Origin of the sequence: Carboxydothermus hydrogenoformans Z-2901 (assembly GCF_000012865.1) — a bacterium.
GTDB classification, from domain to species: domain Bacteria; phylum Bacillota; class Z-2901; order Carboxydothermales; family Carboxydothermaceae; genus Carboxydothermus; species Carboxydothermus hydrogenoformans.
Window position 1 is genome coordinate 511,981 of the sequence record NC_007503.1, and the last position, 19,563, is coordinate 531,543.

Genomic DNA, 19,563 nt, shown 5'->3' on the forward strand with positions numbered 1-19,563 from the left:
TGCTTTTTTAAAATCACCGGTATATACCGGTGATTTAATTTTGTGCGCTTTTAATTTAGTAAAAATAAAGGAATTTTTACGATAATTGCCGAATTAAAAATAAGGGTGAGAGTATGGAGAAAAAAGTTGGGAATTCGAAAATTATTTTAAAACTTGGTGATATAACCAAAGAAAAGGTTGATGCTATTGTTAATGCTGCTAATTCAAGGCTTGCCGGTGGAGGTGGGGTTGATGGGGCCATTCACCGGGCCGGTGGGCCGAAAATTATGGAAGAATGCCGGGAAATAATTAATAAAATAGGTGTTTTACCTCCCGGGGAAGCGGTAGCCACAACCGCCGGAAATTTACCGGCAAAGTACGTAATTCATACCGTAGGGCCCATTTACCGTGGTGGCCAAAAGGGTGAGGAAAATACTTTAAGGAACGCCTATTTAAATTCCCTGAAATTAGCAAAGCAGTTAAATGTCAAGACGATTGCGTTTCCTTCAATAAGCACGGGAGCTTATGGTTACCCAGTTAAGGATGCGGCGAGGGTAGCCCTGAAAGCTGTGATAGAGTTTTTAGAAGGAGAACCGGAAGATTTTACCGTGGTTTTTGTGCTGTTTGACGAAATTACTTATGCTGCCTACCAGGAGGCTCTGGAAGCCTATTTAAAGTAAAGAAGGGAGAAGGAAGATGAAAGTTTTTGCTTTAATGGGAAGCCCGCGGGAGGGGAGTAATACCGACATTTTAATTGAGGAAGCACTAAAGCCTGCCAGGGAAGCTGGCTGGGAAGTGGAGAAGTTTAATATTGATCAGCTCTACATCAATCCGTGTCGGGGTTGTATGGAGTGCCGGGGTACCGGTGATTGCAGCTTAGAGGAAGATGATATCCTGGTGGTGGCCAGGGCAATGGCGGAAGCCGATGCCTACATTATTGGAGCGCCGGTTTACGGTAACCATTTACCCGGCCAGGTAAAGGTTTTGTTTGACCGCTTGTCGGGTTTAATTCATAAGGTCAGTTATGATGGTGCAAGTTTGCGTTCGCAAAGCCGCTTACCCCATAAAAAGCGGCGGGTTTTTATCTTTGCCGTAGCAGCGGCCGGAAGACCTGAATCGTGCGATGGAGTTCTTAGGTATTTAAAGTTTTTTGTAAGACCGGAACTAAACGGTGGAGAGGTGTTTGAACTGGCAGTTACCGGAGTTGGGGCCAAAGGGCAGATAGGCTTTGGCCCCGAAGAGTTGGAAAAGATGCTGATAAAATATAATTATGATAACCCTGAAGAAAAAATTAAGGAATATCTTGATTTGCACCAAAAATATCTGAACCTTGCCCGGGAATTTGGGCAAAAGATTTTGACCCTGTGAGTGAAATATAAAAAAGGAAGGGTTTTTCGCCCTTCCTTTTTTACTTTAATAAGGAAATTAGCTGGTACATGAGAGCAGCCATCAATCCTGCCGCTGGTATTGTTAACACCCAGGCCGTTACGATGTTTTTACCCACTTCCCAGTTAACCCCGCTAAATCTTTTGGCAGAACCTACACCTAAAATCGAAGAAGCCACCACATGGGTGGTGCTAACCGGAGCTCCCAGGAGGGAAGAACCGTAAATGGTGATGGCCGATGAAAGGTCTGCGGCAAAACCGTTTACCGGTTCAATGCGGAAGATTTTACTGCCCATAGTCTTGATGATTCGCCAGCCGCCAGAATAAGTCCCAAAACCCATTGCCAAAGCACAGGCGAGCTTTACCCAGAGGGGAATTTCAAAAGTTGTAAGATATCCTGCACTAAAAAGAGCTAAAGTTATAATTCCCATCGATTTTTGCGCATCGTTGGAACCGTGGGAAAAGGAAGCCATAGCGGCGGATAACACCTGGAGTTTTCTAAACTTCATGTTCAGGGGAAAAGGTGCCGCTTTATCAAAAATCCAGAAAAAAGAAGTCATAATAATAAATCCTATGGAAAAACCGATAATTGGTGATAAAACCAATGGCAGCAGAACTTTTTCTAATATTCCTTTAATAAGTAAAGCTTTGACACCGGTACCGGCAATGGTGGCCCCAATTAATCCCCCGATTAAAGCGTGGGAAGAACTGCTGGGCAGTCCATAATACCAGGTGATAAGGTTCCAGGTTATTGCTCCAACTAAAGCAGCAATAATAACGTACTGGTTAATGGCGCTGGGCTGAACTATTCCTTTACCGATGGTTTTGGCTACTGCGGTACCGGATACCGCACCGACAAAATTTAAAACACCGGCTAATAGAACCGCCTGCTTTGGGGAAAGGGCCCGGGTGGTGACCGAAGTTGCTACGGCATTGGCAGTATCGTGAAAACCATTAACAAAATCAAAGGTTAGTGCCAAGATGGTTACAATGACCACTAAGGTAAGCGTACTAAGCATACTTTAAGACTACCCCTTTAATTAAATCTCCTAAATCTTCGCATAAATCTAAAAGTTCTTCGATATGTTCGTATATTTCCTTCCACTTAATCAGTTCAATGGGGTCTTTGACATTTTTAAACAAATAAGAAGTACCTTCCTGGAAAATTTCATCGCCCACACTTTCTAAACGGTTTATTTCCATACAAAGTTCAATTAGTTTTTCGTGATGACCGGGAACATTGTCTAAAAGTTTAACGGCTTCGTAAACTTGATGGGCTACTTTGTTAATTACTTCTACCATTTTTAAAGCCGTTGGGGTTGGGCTAATAGCGTCATATAAAACCATTTTAAGGTAAGTGGCGTAGATAAAATCTAAAATATCATCCAAGTTAGTGGCAATTTTCATAATATCTTCCCGGTCCATAGGGGTGGAAAAGCTTTTGTCAAGTTTGTCTAAAAGAGTGCGGGTCACTTCATCCCCTTTGCTTTCAATGGCCTTTAAATTGTACAAACTTTCCTGAGCCGAGTAGGGTGAATTAACTGCTGTGACTAAAACTTCTGCTCCTTCCACCACGTATTTGGCGCTTTCGGTGAAAAGTTCGAAAAAAACCGGTTTCTTTGGCTTCAAGGAAATCATGGGCTCCCTTTTCTCCTTCCTTAATCTTTTTTTTAAAATAATGTAAAGATTCCGTTGTTATTTTACTTTCTTCCCCCGGAAATGTTAAAGCGGGTTTACAATCTATTAACATAAAATTAACTCCTCAATAAATATGTTGTATAATATAGGCAAATTGACCGAAAAACGGCCGCCGCAGGCCCCGCCCTTTAGGGCTGGGGATAAGGCGGCCAAATTTTTATGGGCTACAATTATATTGCCGCTTGTGGTATAATAATTTTATGAAGCGCAAATTTAAGTCCAACAACAATATCATGTATTCTTGCAAATACCATGTAGTCTGGTGCCCGAAATACCGGCGTCCCGTCCTGAAAGATGGAGTAGACGTGCGGCTCAAAGAGATCCTCTTTGAAGTGGCACGGGAGAAAAGGGCCGAAATTATTGAATTGGAGGTCATGCCGGACCACGTCCACCTGCTGGTAGAGGTGGACCCGCAGTTCGGCATCCACCGGCTGGTGAAGCTCATGAAGGGCCGGTCCTCCCGCATCCTACGCCAGGAGTTCCCGTGGCTCAGGTCGAGGCTGCCGACCCTCTGGACCAACAGCTACTTCGTGGCTACCGTTGGAGGTGCGCCCCGTGCCACCCTACGCGAGTACATCGAGAAGCAAAAGTACGTCTAGCACGCCCAGCTTCGTGTGCGAGCTCCTCCTGCGGGTCTCTCCCGCCCAGGAGAAAGCCTTGCTGGCCCGCCTGGAGGCAGCCCGGCAGCTCTACAACGCCTGCCTGGGGGAAGCTTTAAAGCGCGTGGGGCTCGTGCAACAATCGAAGCTGTGGCAGAAAGCCTGGAAAGCAGGGGACAAAGAGCTAAGAAGGGCCCTGATCCGGGAAGCTTGTCTAAAGTACGGTTTCACGGACGCCGCTTTGCAGCACTACGCCGTGAAGATACGGCGCTCCTGCTGGATAGGCGACCACCTGGATGTCCACGTGGCCCAGAAGCTGGGCACCAGGGCCTTCCGTGCCGCCCAAAGGGTGCTTTTCGGACAGGCACGCAAGGTGCGCTTCAAGGGCAAGAACCAGATGGACACCGTGGAGGGCAAGAGCAACGGAGCGGGCATCCGGTGGCGGAATGGTCGTGTGGTCTGGAGGGGCCTGGTTCTACCAGCCATTATCGACCCAGAAGAACCGGTAATCTGTCATGCTCTTTCCTGCCGGGTCAAGTACGTCCGCCTGGTGAGGCGAAAAATAAACGGCCGCAACCGATTCTACGCGCAGCTTATCTGCGAGGGCACACCCTACCAGAAACCTGAAAATGCCCTGGGAGAAGGGACTGTCGGCATCGACGCAGGGCCCTCTATCATCGCCCGTGTCAACAGTAAAGAGGCGCGCCTGGATCGCTTTTGCGAGGAGCTTGCAAAGAAGGAAGCAGAAATACGCAGGCTCCAGCGCAGGCTGGACCGTTCCCGCAGAGCCAACAACCCTGAGAACTACAACCCCGACGGTACGGTAAGGAAAGGGCCGAAGCAGTGGAAGAAGACCAACACGTACCTCAAGACCGAGGCCCGCCTGGCGGAGCTCTGGCGCAGGCTGGCCGCCCACCGCAGGAGCCTCATTGGCAGGATGGTCAACGAGACGCTGCGCATGGGCAACGTGTTCAAATTTGAAAAGCTTTCCTACCGCGCCCTGCAGAGGATGTTTGGCAAGTCCGTCAACACCCGGGCGCCGGGGATGTTCTTCCGGGAGCTCACCCGCAAGGCTGAGAGTGCTGGCGGGAAGGTCCTGGAGTTTCCCACCCGGCTTAAAGTCAAAGGTACAGAAACTTGCGTTGGCCTTTCCAGCTACTGCGTTTGCGGGGAACACAAGAAGAAGTCTTTGTCCGAGCGCTGGCACATATGCTCATGCGGTGTAAAGTGCCAGCGGGACCTCTACAGCGCCTACCTGGCATGTTTTGTGGAACAGGTTGGGCAGAATGATTTCGAGCTCGACGCGGGCACTGCCGCGAGGCAGTGGCCGGGTGCGGAGCCGCTCCTGCAAGCGGCGTCGGGCCGTATCCCCAACCCCCGAATGTCCGGCTCCTCCGGACAGCCCCGCAAGGGGACAGAGGGGGTCGCTGCGGAAGAGAGGACAGCCAAAGCCGAGGCCCGTGATGCTGTAGCGCCGTCTCATGGCGGTAGCGAGAGCCCGGGAGAGGTCGCGGTGGTTCCCCTCAGAACCCCCGGGCTTTAGCCCTGGGGAGGCTCAGAAAAGAGGTAATATCGCGATGTTAAAAACAAAGGTATTTCGGGAAGTTTTAGCAATTAAAATGGGAAGAACCATCTTTGGCAAATTATTGTATCCCGTTCATGCTTTTTATTTTGATGGGGTATTAATCGATACCGGTTGCTGGCACTGCCGCTTTGAATTTAGTTCTTTTCTCAAGGAATTAAATATTGATAAGGTTATTTTAACCCACGCCCATGAAGACCATTTTGGCAATGTTTGGGCTGCAGAAAAATGGCAAATTCCAGTGTATGTGGAAGAAAAGGGCCTACCTTTTTTACAGGAACCGCGAAGATTAAAGATGGAGCTCTACCGGAAGATAACTTGGGGGGAACCGGCAAAAGCCAAAGCCCTACCTTTACCCCAATTGGTAGAAACGCAGCATTTTACCCTGGAAGTAATAAAAACCCCCGGGCACAGTCCGGACCATGTCTGTTTTTATGAACCGGAAAACGGTTACTTATTTTCCGGAGACCTGTACTTAGGGGAACGCCAGAACTTGTTAATGTATACTGAAAATTTTTGGGAAATTAGAAATTCTTTAAAAAAGGTGTTAGCTTTAAACCCTAAAATCCTTTTTTGCGGTTTAAACGGGTATGTCCCCGGGGCTTCAGAAAAATTAAGAGCAAAACTTAACTACTGGGATGATTTAGCCGGTAAGGTCTTAGATTTGGCAGACAGGGGATTTAGTTTGAAGGAAATCAACCAACTAATGTTTAAAAAGAAACATTTTATTTCCATAGTTTCCGGCGGTTCTTTTTCTTCATTAAACCTTGTCCGGTCAATAATTAGAGACCGGAAGGACGGGGAAGAAATTTAACAAAAATTTACCTGGACCCGTTACTGGGTCCTTTTAATTTTTATTACCCGTGTAAGAAATTTGTAAGAAATGAAAGTTATTATTATAACAAACATAGTTAAAAAGGGGGTAGGTCAGCGTGGCTCGAAAATTTACACGGCGTAAATTTTTAAAGGGCGCTGGTGCCGGGGCAGCGCTTATGGGTTTAAAGGCCGTCGGAAAAAGCCGCTGGATTGAAAATTTTAGCCAGGATATAGCTGAAGCTGCCAATCTTCCGGCGGAAAAGTGGGTAAACAGCGTCTGCCCATATTGCGGTGCTGGTTGCTCCATCCTTTACGGGGTAAGGGAAGGAAAAGTGGTAAGTGTTCGGGGTAATCCCGAGGCCTGGAACCGGGGTGGTGTTTGTATAAAAGGAGCAACCCTGGCGGATTTGTACCTTAGCAATTCTCCCGGGGTCAAAGATCGGCTGAAAAAACCGCTTTTGCGGGACCCGGAGAAAAGGGGTAGTTTGGAGAATTTCCGGGAAGTTTCCTGGGACGAAGCGTTAAATTATATGGTTAAGAAAGTAAAAGAATACACAAAGACAAAGTTTGGGGATAAGCACCCCTTTGCCATGTACGGCAGTGGTCAGGTATCTACTGAATTTATGTACCTGCAGGCAAAATTCAATGTTATAGGCATGAATATTCATAACGACAACAACGGCCGGTTATGCCAGGCAACTAAAGCCAACGCTATGGTGATTTCCTTTGGTATCGATGGCCCGCCTATGAGCTTTGACGATGTTTTTGAGGCAGATAACCTGTTTATCTTTGGTTTTAACATAGCTGACACCTTACCGGGTTGGTTTGGCAAAATAGTGGAGGCTAAAGTCCAAAAAGGTGATAACTTAAAAATCGCCGTGATAAATCCCGTGAAGATTTCCGCCACCCAGATTTTAAATTATAAAGCTGGGGATTTGTATCTTCCGATTATTCCTACCACCGATGTGGCCTTTATTAACAGTATGGCCCATGTAATAATTTATGAACTTGAGGGGGTAAACCGGGATTATGCCGGTGATGTGAGCAGGTGGGCCGATGATGTAATAAGCGGCAAAGTCAAGCCTAAACATATCGACACCGAATTTATCGCCAAATACGTAAATTTCTATCGGGGTGATTATCAAGTTTTAGCCCGGCTGGGTAAAGAAGGTCCTAAAATTTTCGAGGAAATTAAGCTTCCTTCCGGACTGGAAGGGTTTAAAGAATATGCCAAATTTTTAGCCGCGTACAAACCGGAAGATGTAGCCAAAACTACTGGATTAACCCCGGAAGATATTCGCAAGGCAGCTCAAATGTTTGTCCGAAATAAAAATACCATGTCTATGTATCTGCAGGGCTTTGGCCAGCAGTCAAATGGGGTTTCCAAGCACTTGGCTCTGGTAACCCTGCACGCGGTAACCGGCCGGATTGGCAGAGCAGGAGCAGGGGTAATGCCGACGGTAGGTCAGCCCAATGGACTTGGTCAAAGAGTTGGAGGTGCGGTGGTAGGCAGACTTCCGGGCAACCGTAATCACCCGCTGGCTGCCCATCGGGCATCACTGGCCAAGGCTATGGCCCGGGGGAACCAGGAAATGGAAGCCAAAATTTTGGAACGGCTTGAAGACCCGGTAACAAAGTATTCCCGACTTTCTCTGACCTCCGTTGATATCTTTAAGAACCTCAAAAATGGAAACATAAAAGGGATCTGGACGGTTTGCACTAACCCGATGGTGGCGTTTCCCAACCTCAACATGGTTCATGAGGCTTTACGGAAAGCCGATTTAGTGGTGGTTCAAGATATCTATCCTACCGAAACCATGGCTTTTGCCGATGTGGTGCTCCCGGCAGCGGCTATTTCCGGAGAAGCGTACGGGACATATTTAAATTCGGAGCGGCGAGTCCAGATATTAGAAAAAGCGGTGGAACCCCCCGGGGACGCGTTACCCGATGAAATTATTCACCTTGCTTTTGTTTACAAGTACCAGAAGGCTTTGGCCGAAGAAGGGCGTCAGGAAGACGCAGATTTTCTAAAGTTTTTATTAGAGCCCATAATTCAGGGTTACGAGCCATTATTTGAAAATGTCCAGGCTAATATCCGGGAATTAAGGGAAGCTCATCAGGAAATTCAAAAACGACTGTTTAGCGAACTTGCGTATGTTTCTAAGGGAATACCAGGCAATGATTTAAGCGGCTTATCCTATGAACGGTTAAGGACGGAAAAAGATGCTAAAGGGTATGTGGGCTTTAAGCTTCCCGTTTTGGACAGCAGTCACAAAGGTCTTGAACGGCTTTACGATGAAAACTACGAAGCAATATACCAAAAACGTTTTGCTACTCCGGACGGAAAACTTAGATGTTTCTTATTTGAGCAAGTTCATCCCGCAGAGGAATGGATTGATGCTGAATATCCGTTTATGCTCACTCTACCCCGGATTTATGAGCACTGGCATACCAGGACCCGGACGGGACGCTGCGCATTGCCCCACCGGCTGCGCCCCGAAGCCTGGCTGTCCATAAATCCCAACGATGCGAAGAAACTTGGTATAAAGGACGGGGACTGGGTAGAAGTGGAAAGCCGTCGGGGTAAGGTTACGGTGAAAGCCAAAATCGATACTGTAAAAACACCGCGGGAAGGGGTGGTTTGGATGCCCTGGGCTTATGGCTTTTTAGGGAATTTGTTTACCGGCCAAAAAGAGGCGCCTCCCGGAAAATCCGCCGGAAATGTCTTAAGTACCGATGCTTACGACCCCGTTTCCAAACAGCCCGAACTAAAATTTGCCGCGGTGAAAATAAGAAAGGTGTGATGACGGATGGCACGTTACGGAATGGTTATTGACCTGCGTAAATGCCGGGGGTGCCGCGGTTGTACCGCGGTTTGTGCCGTGGAAAATAATGTTCCGGTAGATAGAACCGGTGAAGAGGCCGGTGAGCAGTTAGCCCGGTGGGCAGCCGGGGAGCTTGATTATTACAACATGCGGGTATTAACCGCAACGGTATATGGTCAAATTCGCTCCATACCCATGCCGTGCATGCACTGCGACAACGCACCCTGTATCGCCGTTTGTCCTGTAAAAGCAAGTTACAAAAGAAAAGACGGGATAGTAGTCATCGATAAATATAAATGTATCGGCTGCCGTCTTTGCTTAAAGGCCTGTCCCTATCAGGCCCGGTATATACGCAAAGTGCCGGTAAAGGGTGAACCCAAGGGAGTAGCTGGAAAATGCGAGTTTTGCGCCCATTTGGTAGATAAAGGGGAAAAAACCATGTGCAGTAGAAGTTGTCACTCCGGGGCGATAAAATTTGGCGACTTAGATGATCCCAATAGTGAAGTAAGCCAGCTTTTAAAGCAAAACGCTAAAAAGGTAAAGAGGCTTAAACCAGAATATAAAACGTCACCCAGAGTTTATTACATTACCTTTTAGGGGGGAGAGCGGTGAAAAAAAAGCTCCGGCTTTTTATTCTGTTCATTTTTTTAATGGTTGTGGCAACTCCCGTAATGGCCAAATCCGATAGGAGTTACGGGAATAATTGCCTCAGCTGTCACACAAGGTTTGAATTTCCGGAAATTAAGCCCCAGACGGGGAGCACCATTACCGAAGCCCAGTTTGTAAATTTGCTCTTAGAAAAGGTCTTGCAGCAAAAGGTGCAGGTGTTTGACCGGGAAGCAGCAGGAAATGTTAGCGATCTAAAGTATTTAGCCGATACCGGCCTCGTACCTGCTATGGAATTAAGTGTCAAAAATCCCAGTAAAGGCCTTACCAGGCTTGAAGCGGCTGGGTACTTGGCTCAGGTGCTAAAACCTTCCCTATCATCCAAAGAAACAGCGGCTATTTTAAGCCGCCTGGCCGACCGGAATAAAATCCCCTCTTCCTATCAAAAAGGGGTTGCCTATTTGCTGAAATATAAGCTACTAACCCCTGAAGCAAAAGTTTATAAGGTGCGGAAAAAAGTTAAAGGAAAATGGGTTTATCAAAAAGAAACCAGGTATTATTTTAACCCTGGCAAAATTGTTACTAACGCCGAAGCGATTAACTGGCTGAACAAAATAAAGATTTAAATTGTTTGGGGGTGCAAAATTGAAGAAAAAATTGCTGTTAACTCTGGTAATAGCAGGTATTATTTTGCTATCGGCTCTTGGAATTGGGATTCACGAGACCAGCAAGCCAACCTTTTGTAATACGTGCCATTCGATGAAGCCTTACGTGACTGCCTGGAAAACATCTGCCCATTCAAAGACCGACTGTATGGCTTGCCATCGGGACCCGGGGCTTGTAGGACTTGTAAAAGTTAAACTTGGTGGTCTTAAACAAGTGGCGGTAGAGCTTACCCGTAAGCCTGAACCGGCAGAAATTAAAGGGAAGGCAGAAGTACCCAACCGCCGCTGTCAGTCCTGCCATGAATTAAATAAACTTCCCGGGCCTACGGCTATAAATTTTAGTCACGAGCTGCATGCGGGTAAAAAAGGACTGGAATGTGTAACCTGTCACGGGGATCTGGTTCATGGCGAGCCCAAAACCTTAAAGATGCAGGACTGCCTCGACTGTCATAAAGCGAAAAACGGGCCGGTAAAATGTGAAAGCTGTCATCAGAGTAAAGCGACCATGAAACCTCAGAATCACGATGCGAAATGGCTTGCAGCTCACGGTGAGGCAGCCAAAAAAGATCTAAAATCTTGTACTACCTGCCACACCGGGGAATTGGGGGTAGAAAAATACTGTAACACCTGCCATAACGGTGTACAAATGCCCCACCCGAAAGGTTGGCTCCAAAATCACAAGGTTTCCGATGTAAAAGTATGTAACACCTGCCATGAAAAGCCTGTGGAAGGGGGAAAGGCCCAAACCTGTATAAGTTGTCACCAGGTTGAAATACCCCACCCGGCTAATTGGAATAAAGAGCATGGAAAGTTTACTTTACAAAATAAAAACGTCAATTGCTATTCTTGTCATACTAAAACCGAATGCAGTAGCTGTCACAAAGTAGACATGCCCCATCCGAGTGGGTGGCTTAGAACTCATGGAGTTACGGCTTTAGCCAAGGGAAGCAGCACCTGTTATACCTGCCATAGCAAAACTACCTGTACCAGCTGTCATACAAGTAAATCGCCCCATAATAGCACCTTTTTAACCGTTCACAGCAAGGAATATAGGGAAAATCCGGCAAAATGTAATACCTGTCATACCAATAAAACTACCTGCAATACCTGTCATCAGAAGCTTGGTCACGATAGTAGCTGGATAGTACGTCACGGGCAAGTAGCAAAAACCCAAACGTCCTGCCTGCCCTGTCACCGGCAGCCGGATTATTGCAGTACCTGCCATCCTAAAACCGGTCACGATGAACGCTGGATACAAAACCATGGTATTACAGCCAAACTTCGTCCCGAAAGCTGTACGCCCTGCCATGATTTTAAAATCTTTTGTAAAAAATGCCATAATTAAGAAATCTAAATGTTCCGGGCACTGCCCGGATTTTTTTTCTACGAATATTGGAGAAAAATTGTTATAATTATCGTAGAATGTAAAAAGGGGCAGTAAATATGATGCATGAAATTAAATTAAGCCAAAAGCTTATGCTTGGCATGGGCGTTGTTATAGGCTTTTTTTCGCTTCTGGCTTTTATCTGGAACGTTGCCGAAACCCGCTATAGTTACCAGAAAGAGCTTTTAGAAAAAGCCCGGGTTATTACTTCCGGTCTGGTGGCAACCCGCCGGGTAATCGCCGAAAATCAAGATAAAATAAATTATGACAGCCAAGGGCATTTTGAATTTAAACATTTAAATCCGGCGGCGGTTGGACGACAGGTAGCAAAGTATTTCAATCAAACTACCGGCTACCGGCTAAAGCAAACCCGCCTTAAATACCGTAATCCCGAAAATGCCCCGGATCCCGTGGAAAAAGAAATGCTCAAAGAGCTGGCCGCAAACCCGCAAAAACAGGAACTTTATCGCAACATAGAAAGGGATGGGCACCGTTATTTTTACTATATGAAACCTCTATACATTGAAGAGCCGTGCCTCGATTGTCACGGCGAACCGGTGGGAGTCAAAGATATTGCCGGCTATCCCAAAGAAGGGTATAAACTTGGGGATTTTGCCGGTGCTATTTCGCTGGTGGTTCCTGCGGATAATTTGCAAGTCGAGTTTGAACGTAAATTAAAAGGAAATTTCTTATTGTTTCTTGCCTTTTTAGGTACTATCGGTCTTTTTAGCTTTACAGTTATAAAAAATACCATTGAAGAGCCGCTAAAAGAAATTGTGGCTATGACTGGAGAGGTGGCTACCGGTAACTTTAAGACGAAAGTTATAGAAACTAATAGCCGGGAGATTAAAGAACTTTCCGAAAACTTCCACCAGATGGCCCAGAAGTTAAAAGAACTTTATCATAACCTCGAGGAAAAAGTAAGAGAGCGAACTCATGAGCTTTCCTTAGCCAATGAGGAGTTAGCCAGGGCCAACGCTTTTAAATCGGAGATAATTGCCATGGTTAGCCATGAGCTCAAAACTCCGCTTACCAGCATTTTAGCCTTTGGTGAAATTCTTTTAGCCGACAGTGAAAACCTGCTTCCCTGGCAAAAAGAGTATTTAGAAGATATAATGGAAAGCGGCCAGGAACTTTTAAAGCAAATTGAAACACTCTTAACTATGGCTAAAATTGAAGCCGGAAAAATTACCGTTACCTATTCTCCGGTAAATTTGCAGCAATTTTTGGAGCAATGTTTTAAATTTTACAAAAATAAAGCCAGGTCACGCCGGGTAAGCCTGAAAATTAAAACGAATATTACCGGAATTTTAATAACCGATGAACACAAACTGAAATTAATCCTGGGAAATATAATCGGTAACGCTATTAAGTTTACTCCGCCGGGGGGGAAGATTTCGGTAGGATTGCGGAAAATCTTTGGCCGCCTGTATATCTATGTGAAAGATTCCGGACCGGGAATTGCACCGGAAGACTTACCTAACATCTTTAATAAGTTCTGGCGTAAAGATCAAAAGGTTGACGGTACTGGCCTGGGGCTTACCTTGGCAAAAGACCTGTGTGAACTGCTCGGTTACGAAATTAAAGTAAAGTCGAAACTCGGTCGTGGAAGCAGTTTTTATATTGTTATTAAGGAAGGGTTTAGCGATGTATAAAATTTTAGTGGTGGAAGATGACCAGAAAATCCAAAAAGCTCTTGCCCATCTTTTAAAGGCTGAAAATTACGATTTTGTGCAGGCGTACGATGGAGAGGCGGCAGTAGAACATTTTTACCGGGAAAATTTTGACCTTGTTATATTAGATTTAAACCTTCCGAAACAGGACGGATTTTCGGTATTAAAGGAAATTAAAAACCGGGAAGACGTTCCGGTAATTATCCTAACTGCCCGAGGGGAGGAGATGGATAAGATTACCGGATTTACCCTTGGAGTAGATGATTACTTAACCAAACCCTTTAGTCCTGCGGAATTAATGCTTAGAATAAAGGCAGTCTTGCGTCGTTACCGCAAAGGCAGGGGTGAGGAGGAGATCCTGAAATATGGTAAGGTAGCTGTGAACTTAAAAACCCGGGAGGTCTTAAAAAACGGGGAGCCGGTGGAGTTGACTTCTAAAGAATATGCTTTACTGGAACTCCTTTTTAAAAACCCCAACCGGATATTTACTAAAGAACAGATAATGGATAGGCTTTGGCCGGATACTTTTCCCGAGGATCCCAATATCGTTTCGGTATTGGTTCGAAGACTCCGGGAAAAAATAGAAGAAGACCCCAGTTCCCCGCGGATTATTAAAACGGTCTGGGGAGTTGGTTATAAAGCAGAAAAAATATAGAAAGGAGCAGGAAAAATGGATTTAAAATTGTCTCACGTTACTTTATTTGTACGGGACCAGGAAGAAGCTTTAGCCTGGTATACGGAAAAACTTGGATTTGTAAAAAGAGAAGACAACAATTTTGGCCACGGTATGCGGTGGCTTACTATCTCTCCGGCCAATCAACCTGAAATTGAATTTGTCCTTTTTAAACCTTTTGGGGAAAATGCTGAAGAACAGTTAAAACTGGTAGGAAAAAATGGCACCTGGGTTTTCTTAACTTCTGACTGTCGGAAAACCTGCGAGGAGTTAGCAGCCCGTGGTGTTGAAATTGTTTCGCCTCCGCAGGAGGTACCATGGGGAGTTTCAGCCCTTTTTAAAGATTTATATGGCAATATTTACAACTTAGTTGAAAGAAAGTAACCGTTAGGGACGGTTCTTAGAACCACCATTTTCACTATCGACAGAAAGCCCGCAGCATTTAGACTGCGGGCTTTCTTTATAGAGAAAGGGCGGGTGGATTATTTCTTAGCTTCCAAAGCTTTTAATCTTGCTTGATAGGCAAGTTCGATAGACTTATTTAAAGTAGCGAAAGCTTTCGCCGGGTTATGGAAACCGGTGGAGTTTTCCGCCGCTACATAATCCCAGTACCACTGACTTTCCCGTTGAAGTTTTTGCGCTTCGGCTAAAATTGCAGGATCATAAGTGCCTGCTGCCACCGATTTGATAACCTTTAAAGTTTCGGCATTGGCTTCTCCTGCCCGGTCGATAGCGGCTTTCACCCGATCCTGAATGTAAAATACCCTCTCCATTAAATACTTGGCATCTTTAGTGTGGCACTTTTTACAGGCGGACATGTCTTTTAAAGGTGATGTCCACTGGTGGCTTGCTATAGTAAACGTAAGATTTCCACTTTTTACGGTTTTCTTGGGCATGTGGCAATCGGCACAGGTAGCGCCTGCCTGCTGGTGCGTGCTTCCCTGGAACATTTCAAATTCCGGATGCTGGGCTTTTAGTTCTTTTACAAAGGTAGAGGGATTGGTCCAGTCGCTAAAGGCTCGTTCTTCATAGTACTGGTAGATGTTTTCCGGATCAAATCCTTTATCCCAGGGGAAGGTTAACTTCTTGCCGTTTTGCGGGTCAAAGAAGTATTCCACGTGGCACTGACCACAGACATAAGTGCGCATCTGGGACTGTGACGCTTTGGTTACATCAATTCCTCGACGCTTCATAGCTTCAATGAATGCTGGCCGTGTAACAACTAACTTGAAGGTTTTTAAATCGTGGCAGTCGCTGCAGCCGATGGAGTGTTTAAATTCATCCTGATAAACCAGCATTGGTAAAGTATAGTAGGCATCGCCGTACTTTTTCATTGCGGCCGGCACATCGGAAGACTTACAGGTCATACAGGTCATCGGAGTTGCGGGAGACAGTCGCTTGGTCGATTTTACATCTTCTAAAGTATAATAGTGTCCCCGGTCTTCGTTGTAGTCTTTGCTGAAGGGATAGCCTTCCCAGAGGGTTTTTAAGTACGGAGATTCTTCTAAGTGGGAATAGGGTATTGAGCCGCCGTACTTACTGGGCTCCTTTTTCATTTCACTGTTTTTAAAGAAAGTTTTAGAAACTTCCGCAATGATTTGCGAAAGGGTAGGTTTTGGCGGGGCTTTTTTTACAGCAGCTTCGGTAGTAACCACCGGGCTTACTATTACCAAAGCTAAAATTAAAAGTAAAAGTCCGCCGGAGATAAGATAATAAAACTTCTTCATGAACATCCCTCCTTGAAAGTGTTTGTTTTCACTTTTACTCTAAGAGATATTTCTTACAAAATTCTTACAAAATTTATTTTTTCATAAAATTTTCTTGACGAATGGGGAAGTAACTGGGAAAATAAAAGTAAAAATATACCAGTAAAGGAATGGTAGGCGTGACTATTTCTATAAAAAAACTACTTAAAATTTTAGGAATTATTTTAATCTTCAGCGGAATTGGTTTTTATTTTAATAAAGTTATCATTAAAGATATTTGCGTAAAATCCTATTATCAACATTTATTAAAAGCTGAGTATGATAAAGCAGCAAACTACCTGTTTTACTGGGATAAATATTCTGATAGACCTGCAAAGCTTCCGGCTCTTGCAGCAAAGAATCTTTATCTGCGAAAGACTGAACTACTAACAGGTCGAGGTTATAGGGTGGTAGAAATAAAAGATATTTCAAGGCGTATTGATGATGGACTTTTAATTTATCGGGTTCAGGGTACTTATGAAGTTAATGGTGAGCGAAATAGCTTTGAAGATGAACTTTACTTTATTAACAATAAAATTATGATTGAAAATAGCACTGACCCCTACCTAAGATACCGGGACGGGAAAATTGCCAGAATATTTCAGGAAAGCTATGACGAAGGCTTAATCTTTGCCGATTTAAATAATTTAATTCAGGAAAAAGAAAAAAAGAGCGAGTACAATGGAATCATTGTATTCGTAAGAGGTGCTATTGCCGACGGAGTAAGAACTGTTCTTAAAGTGGCGGTAGAGGGAAAATATCCAGGAAAAGAAGAGTGGGATTTTGGAAATATTCAGTTGATTGATGGAGCGGGGAAGAGGTATTTGCCGGTTAAGTGGAGCAAAGGCAGTGAGGATGAGACCTTAATTGAATTTGCCGGAAGTCCAACGAAAAATACCGATGTAACCTTAACGTTAAAAAGAATAAATGGGGTCGAAGGAAAGTGGGAAGTGAAATTTCCCTTAAAGGTCTTCCGGCCGGTGGAGTTAGGTTTTAACATTTCAGGAAAAGAACATGGGAACGAACTAAAAATAAAGAAAATTATCTTTGCTAAAACCATTACTAAAATTGAAGGAGAAATTAGCGGTGACGACTTATTTGAAGAAACTTATGCAATTATTGCAGGGAATAAAATTAATTTTAAATCCGTTAGTGTGGATAACCAATCACATAAAATAAACTTATATTTAATGCCGGTTGACTATTTGAAGGTAAATAACTTGAAAATTGTTATAAAATTTAGTAATCCCGGGACCAAAGAAAGTTTCTTTTTAAATACGGATTTAAAATGGTAATCGAGGTGGTTACTTATGCCCTTTGCGTGGATGGATTTTTTGTGGACGGTAATTAACTTTTGTATATTAATTGGAATGCTTTATATTGCGGTAAGGTTTATTAAAAAATACTGGTAGTCTTATTTTTAAAGGTGGTAAAAAAGGTGAGGAGAAAAGGAATTTTTATCCTATTAATTGTTTTAATATTCCTCTTTTTATTTTTTAACTTAACTCCAGCGGCAGAAATTTTAAATGATAAATTTAAACAGTTTGGCGAATTTCTAAAAAAAGTTAATCATGATAAAAAGTATGATGTAGTTGTTGCCAGAATTGGTGACCGGGATGTGACGCTAAGAGAGTTTGAACTGTTTAAAAGAAGTTATGTTTTAGACGGCAGAACTGTTACTCCGGAAGAGGTGCTGGAGGAATTAAAGAGACGAACGGTGTTGAAGGAAGAAGCCGAAAAAAGAAAAATAACTGTTTCCGATGAAGAAGTAGAAAAGGCAATCCAGGATTATAAAGAAGGGATGGAAAACTTAAAAAAGACCAATCCGGCAGAGTATAGCGAGTTTCTAAGTTACCTTGAAGGGTTAAATATGACCGAAGAACAATACTGGAAAAGTAAAGAAATTTTTGAAATTTACCGTAAGGCTCTTGTAACAGGGAAGGTTCGGAAAGCGATTTTAAAAGAGTTAAGCGAAAAATATAACCTTACTGGAAATGAGCTTCAGAAAAAGTATCGGGATTATATCGAAGAAGAAAAGGCAAAACTTAAAGTTAAAATTTTAAAACCAGAACTTATCGGAATAAAAAACAGTACAGATTCCTAAGAGCCGCAGCCTACCTTGGGATATATTAACAGTAAGTTTTAACCAAAGGGGTGTGGCTTTTTATGTTAAGTAAATTTGGGGACGGTGATTTTACAGTTGGGAAGAAAAATATCTTTAATTATTTTTATTTGGTTTTTTTTAAATTTATTTTTATTTAACAATGAAATAAGTACAATAGCAGGTAATTTGTTTCAAACTCCTGCAGATAAAAATAAGGAAATGAAGGAGCTGGGGATTTTTCTTGGTAACGATGTGAAAATAGATAACGAGGAGTTAAGAAATATAGATTTTAGGAAATTGAAAAATAAGGTTAATGAATTTTTAGGAGAAAAAGATTTTAAAATTACCTTAACTAATATTGAAATGGAGGGAAACCAAAGAAATATTGAAGTTAAAGTAAAATTAAGTGACGGTACAAGGTATATAACGCTCGTTCCAGAGCTCAATTATGAAGTAGTGAGATTTACTGATGAAAATGCCATAAGTTCTAATTTAAGCCTACCGGTAATAGCTCATGAAATAGCCAAAGAGACTGCCTTTAATTTTGTCATAAAGCATTTTAAGCCGTTTAATTCATATAACATGATTTTGGACGAAGACAAGTATTTTAATCGAGGGTCTCTGCGAGAATATAGATTTGTATGGAATGCGGTAGATGACGAAATAAAACTTCCCATATTTGTTGCCGCAGCGGTTGATGCCATAAGCGGTAAAATAATTAGTTACACCTGTGGTTATACTGGTGAAAAGTTTAAAAAGTTAACGCCGAGAATATCAACAAAAGAAGCGTTAGAAATACTTGAGAAAAAATACCCCGGTAACGAAATTAAAGATTACAACATTACATTAATGATTGGGATTAATCATAAGAGCAAAGTTCAGGAAAATATTTTAAAATATTCGATTGAATATAAATTTAACGTTCCCCAGGATAAATGCTTTGATGAAAAAGGCAAATGGATTCATCACGGTGGAAGGATAGAAATAAATGCGGAATCGGGGGAAATTATCACTGAAGGGATTTATTAAAATCTAAGATTTTGGGGAGGATGGTTTTAATGAGTATTGGAGATGATGGTTTGGGCGTGGCTGTGAAGGAAAGGAAGATATTTTCATGAAAAAGAAAAAATATTTTTAATTTTATTTTGGGTATTATTCTTTTGCTTTCACTGCCTGTAGTACCAATTATGATGAAAATACATTAAAAAGTATTTTAATAAAAGAAATAAAAGAAAATATTCTGCCAGCCGAAAATATCAAGGTAGTTTTATTAAAAAAATTTAATAAAAATGAGTATGTTGCTATTTGTAATTATGACATTGTAAATATAAATTATGAAGATCTCGTGCAAATAAATATTAAATACGGTAAAGTTAACGTATATGGCTTAGGCGGAGGTATTGGAAAAACCAGTCCCGATCAAAAGATGACCATTTCCAGTACTTCGTATGATTCGGAAAAGTTCAAATTTTTAATGGTTTACGGAACAGTATTTGATAAACGTATTGCCAAAGTTAAGGTAGTTTATGTTGATGGTAAAGAGGAAGTAAGCGATGTAAGTTACGAAAGCGATCTTGGCGGATATCTCTTCTACCGGGAGAATTATGTAAAAGGCTTTAAAAGAGTAGAAGCCTATGATAAAAATGGCAATTTGATAGAAAGATCCGATCAGTTGGGAGGCTAATTTACCTCTTGGCTCAGCCCTTTTGCAGTATCCGGCGGTAATTAATATTAGCGGTATTGCTGCTGGTTTTCTATTACTTGGATTAATCTTTAAATCCCAAAAACATTTTTCCGGCTAATTTTTTGGACTAAGAGAGTACCTATCC

The 19,563-nt window shown here is 43.2% G+C and carries 19 protein-coding genes; 16 read left to right on the plus strand and 3 right to left on the minus strand.

Annotation, left to right across the window (positions count from 1 at the left end; all coding sequences use genetic code 11):
- The first annotated feature begins 113 nt into the window (after positions 1-113).
- Both CHY_RS02665 and CHY_RS12600 read left to right on the plus strand, forming a co-directional pair.
- Complete coding sequence (locus tag CHY_RS02665) at positions 114-659, plus strand: O-acetyl-ADP-ribose deacetylase (RefSeq protein ID WP_011343526.1); 546 nt, start codon at positions 114-116, stop codon at positions 657-659.
- A 16-nt stretch (positions 660-675) separates the two neighbouring features.
- A complete protein-coding gene (locus CHY_RS12600; RefSeq protein ID WP_011343527.1) occupies positions 676-1,347 on the plus strand; it encodes a flavodoxin family protein in 672 nt (223 codons plus the stop codon).
- A 40-nt stretch (positions 1,348-1,387) separates the two neighbouring features.
- Here the strand turns inward: CHY_RS12600 and CHY_RS02675 are convergent, their stop codons facing one another.
- Both CHY_RS02675 and CHY_RS02680 read right to left on the minus strand, forming a co-directional pair.
- On the minus strand, positions 1,388-2,383 hold the full coding sequence (locus tag CHY_RS02675; RefSeq protein WP_011343528.1) for an inorganic phosphate transporter: 996 nt from the start codon (positions 2,381-2,383) through the stop codon (positions 1,388-1,390).
- Positions 2,376-3,002, minus strand: a complete 627-nt coding sequence (locus CHY_RS02680) for a DUF47 domain-containing protein (protein WP_011343529.1) — start codon at positions 3,000-3,002, stop codon at positions 2,376-2,378. Before CHY_RS02680 ends, CHY_RS02675 begins: the two co-directional genes overlap by 8 nt.
- Positions 3,003-3,262: 260 nt before the next feature.
- On the opposite strand from CHY_RS02680, the gene tnpA reads away from it, so the two are divergent.
- From tnpA to CHY_RS02730, 10 genes are all read left to right on the plus strand, one after another.
- Positions 3,263-3,661 carry an IS200/IS605 family transposase gene (gene tnpA / locus CHY_RS12955; RefSeq protein WP_041537619.1) on the plus strand — a complete coding sequence of 133 codons (399 nt, stop codon included), beginning with the start codon at positions 3,263-3,265 and terminating at the stop codon, positions 3,659-3,661.
- Between the two features lie 58 nt (positions 3,662-3,719).
- Entirely contained in the window at positions 3,720-5,204 is a 1,485-nt protein-coding gene (locus CHY_RS02690) for a hypothetical protein (protein WP_083757239.1), read from the plus strand.
- 34 nt (positions 5,205-5,238) lie between these two features.
- Positions 5,239-6,057, plus strand: coding sequence for an MBL fold metallo-hydrolase (locus CHY_RS02695; protein WP_011343532.1), 819 nt, complete (start codon positions 5,239-5,241; stop codon positions 6,055-6,057).
- A 118-nt stretch (positions 6,058-6,175) separates the two neighbouring features.
- Entirely contained in the window at positions 6,176-8,863 is a 2,688-nt protein-coding gene (locus CHY_RS02700) for a molybdopterin oxidoreductase family protein (protein ID WP_041537620.1), read from the plus strand.
- A 6-nt stretch (positions 8,864-8,869) separates the two neighbouring features.
- Positions 8,870-9,481 (plus strand): 4Fe-4S dicluster domain-containing protein, encoded by a 612-nt coding sequence (locus CHY_RS02705; RefSeq protein WP_011343534.1) that lies wholly within the window; start codon positions 8,870-8,872, stop codon positions 9,479-9,481.
- A gap of 11 nt (positions 9,482-9,492) precedes the next feature.
- Positions 9,493-10,116 (plus strand): hypothetical protein, encoded by a 624-nt coding sequence (locus CHY_RS02710; protein WP_011343535.1) that lies wholly within the window; start codon positions 9,493-9,495, stop codon positions 10,114-10,116.
- A 19-nt stretch (positions 10,117-10,135) separates the two neighbouring features.
- Positions 10,136-11,500 carry a NapC/NirT family cytochrome c gene (locus CHY_RS02715; RefSeq protein WP_011343536.1) on the plus strand — a complete coding sequence of 455 codons (1,365 nt, stop codon included), beginning with the start codon at positions 10,136-10,138 and terminating at the stop codon, positions 11,498-11,500.
- A gap of 98 nt (positions 11,501-11,598) precedes the next feature.
- Complete coding sequence (locus CHY_RS02720) at positions 11,599-13,194, plus strand: c-type heme family protein (RefSeq protein ID WP_011343537.1); 1,596 nt, start codon at positions 11,599-11,601, stop codon at positions 13,192-13,194.
- Positions 13,187-13,867, plus strand: coding sequence for a response regulator transcription factor (locus CHY_RS02725; protein ID WP_011343538.1), 681 nt, complete (start codon positions 13,187-13,189; stop codon positions 13,865-13,867). The genes CHY_RS02720 and CHY_RS02725 overlap by 8 nt, the downstream gene beginning before the upstream one ends.
- A gap of 15 nt (positions 13,868-13,882) precedes the next feature.
- Positions 13,883-14,269 carry a VOC family protein gene (locus CHY_RS02730; protein WP_011343539.1) on the plus strand — a complete coding sequence of 129 codons (387 nt, stop codon included), beginning with the start codon at positions 13,883-13,885 and terminating at the stop codon, positions 14,267-14,269.
- A gap of 98 nt (positions 14,270-14,367) precedes the next feature.
- Here the strand turns inward: CHY_RS02730 and CHY_RS02735 are convergent, their stop codons facing one another.
- Positions 14,368-15,612, minus strand: coding sequence for an ammonia-forming cytochrome c nitrite reductase subunit c552 (locus CHY_RS02735; protein ID WP_011343540.1), 1,245 nt, complete (start codon positions 15,610-15,612; stop codon positions 14,368-14,370).
- Between the two features lie 158 nt (positions 15,613-15,770).
- Here CHY_RS02735 and CHY_RS02740 point away from each other — a divergent pair, with 158 nt between their 5' ends.
- The 4 genes from CHY_RS02740 to CHY_RS02755 all read left to right on the plus strand — a co-directional run bounded on the left by CHY_RS02740 (position 15,771) and on the right by CHY_RS02755 (position 19,418).
- The gene (locus CHY_RS02740) at positions 15,771-16,925 is read left to right on the plus strand and encodes a hypothetical protein (RefSeq protein ID WP_041537621.1); all 1,155 of its coding nucleotides are present in this window, start codon (positions 15,771-15,773) and stop codon (positions 16,923-16,925) included.
- 143 nt (positions 16,926-17,068) lie between these two features.
- Positions 17,069-17,734 carry a SurA N-terminal domain-containing protein gene (locus CHY_RS02745; protein WP_011343543.1) on the plus strand — a complete coding sequence of 222 codons (666 nt, stop codon included), beginning with the start codon at positions 17,069-17,071 and terminating at the stop codon, positions 17,732-17,734.
- A 96-nt stretch (positions 17,735-17,830) separates the two neighbouring features.
- Positions 17,831-18,763 (plus strand): PepSY domain-containing protein, encoded by a 933-nt coding sequence (locus CHY_RS02750; RefSeq protein WP_162485047.1) that lies wholly within the window; start codon positions 17,831-17,833, stop codon positions 18,761-18,763.
- Between the two features lie 316 nt (positions 18,764-19,079).
- A complete protein-coding gene (locus CHY_RS02755; RefSeq protein WP_011343546.1) occupies positions 19,080-19,418 on the plus strand; it encodes a hypothetical protein in 339 nt (112 codons plus the stop codon).
- Positions 19,419-19,563: the final 145 nt, after the last annotated feature.

What these genes read in the sequence shown, in the direction of transcription:
- CHY_RS12600 (WP_011343527.1), top strand. Translation starts at nt 676, where the DNA reads ATGAAAGTTTTTGCTTTAATGGGAAGCCCGCGGGAGGGGAGTAATACC.
- CHY_RS02675 (WP_011343528.1), bottom strand. Translation starts at nt 2,383, where the DNA reads ATGCTTAGTACGCTTACCTTAGTGGTCATTGTAACCATCTTGGCACTA.
- tnpA (WP_041537619.1), top strand. Translation starts at nt 3,263, where the DNA reads ATGAAGCGCAAATTTAAGTCCAACAACAATATCATGTATTCTTGCAAA.
- CHY_RS02665 (WP_011343526.1), top strand. Translation starts at nt 114, where the DNA reads ATGGAGAAAAAAGTTGGGAATTCGAAAATTATTTTAAAACTTGGTGAT.
- CHY_RS02680 (WP_011343529.1), bottom strand. Translation starts at nt 3,002, where the DNA reads ATGATTTCCTTGAAGCCAAAGAAACCGGTTTTTTTCGAACTTTTCACC.
- CHY_RS02735 (WP_011343540.1), bottom strand. Translation starts at nt 15,612, where the DNA reads ATGAAGAAGTTTTATTATCTTATCTCCGGCGGACTTTTACTTTTAATT.
- CHY_RS02725 (WP_011343538.1), top strand. Translation starts at nt 13,187, where the DNA reads ATGTATAAAATTTTAGTGGTGGAAGATGACCAGAAAATCCAAAAAGCT.
- CHY_RS02730 (WP_011343539.1), top strand. Translation starts at nt 13,883, where the DNA reads ATGGATTTAAAATTGTCTCACGTTACTTTATTTGTACGGGACCAGGAA.
- CHY_RS02705 (WP_011343534.1), top strand. Translation starts at nt 8,870, where the DNA reads ATGGCACGTTACGGAATGGTTATTGACCTGCGTAAATGCCGGGGGTGC.
- CHY_RS02720 (WP_011343537.1), top strand. Translation starts at nt 11,599, where the DNA reads ATGATGCATGAAATTAAATTAAGCCAAAAGCTTATGCTTGGCATGGGC.
- CHY_RS02695 (WP_011343532.1), top strand. Translation starts at nt 5,239, where the DNA reads ATGTTAAAAACAAAGGTATTTCGGGAAGTTTTAGCAATTAAAATGGGA.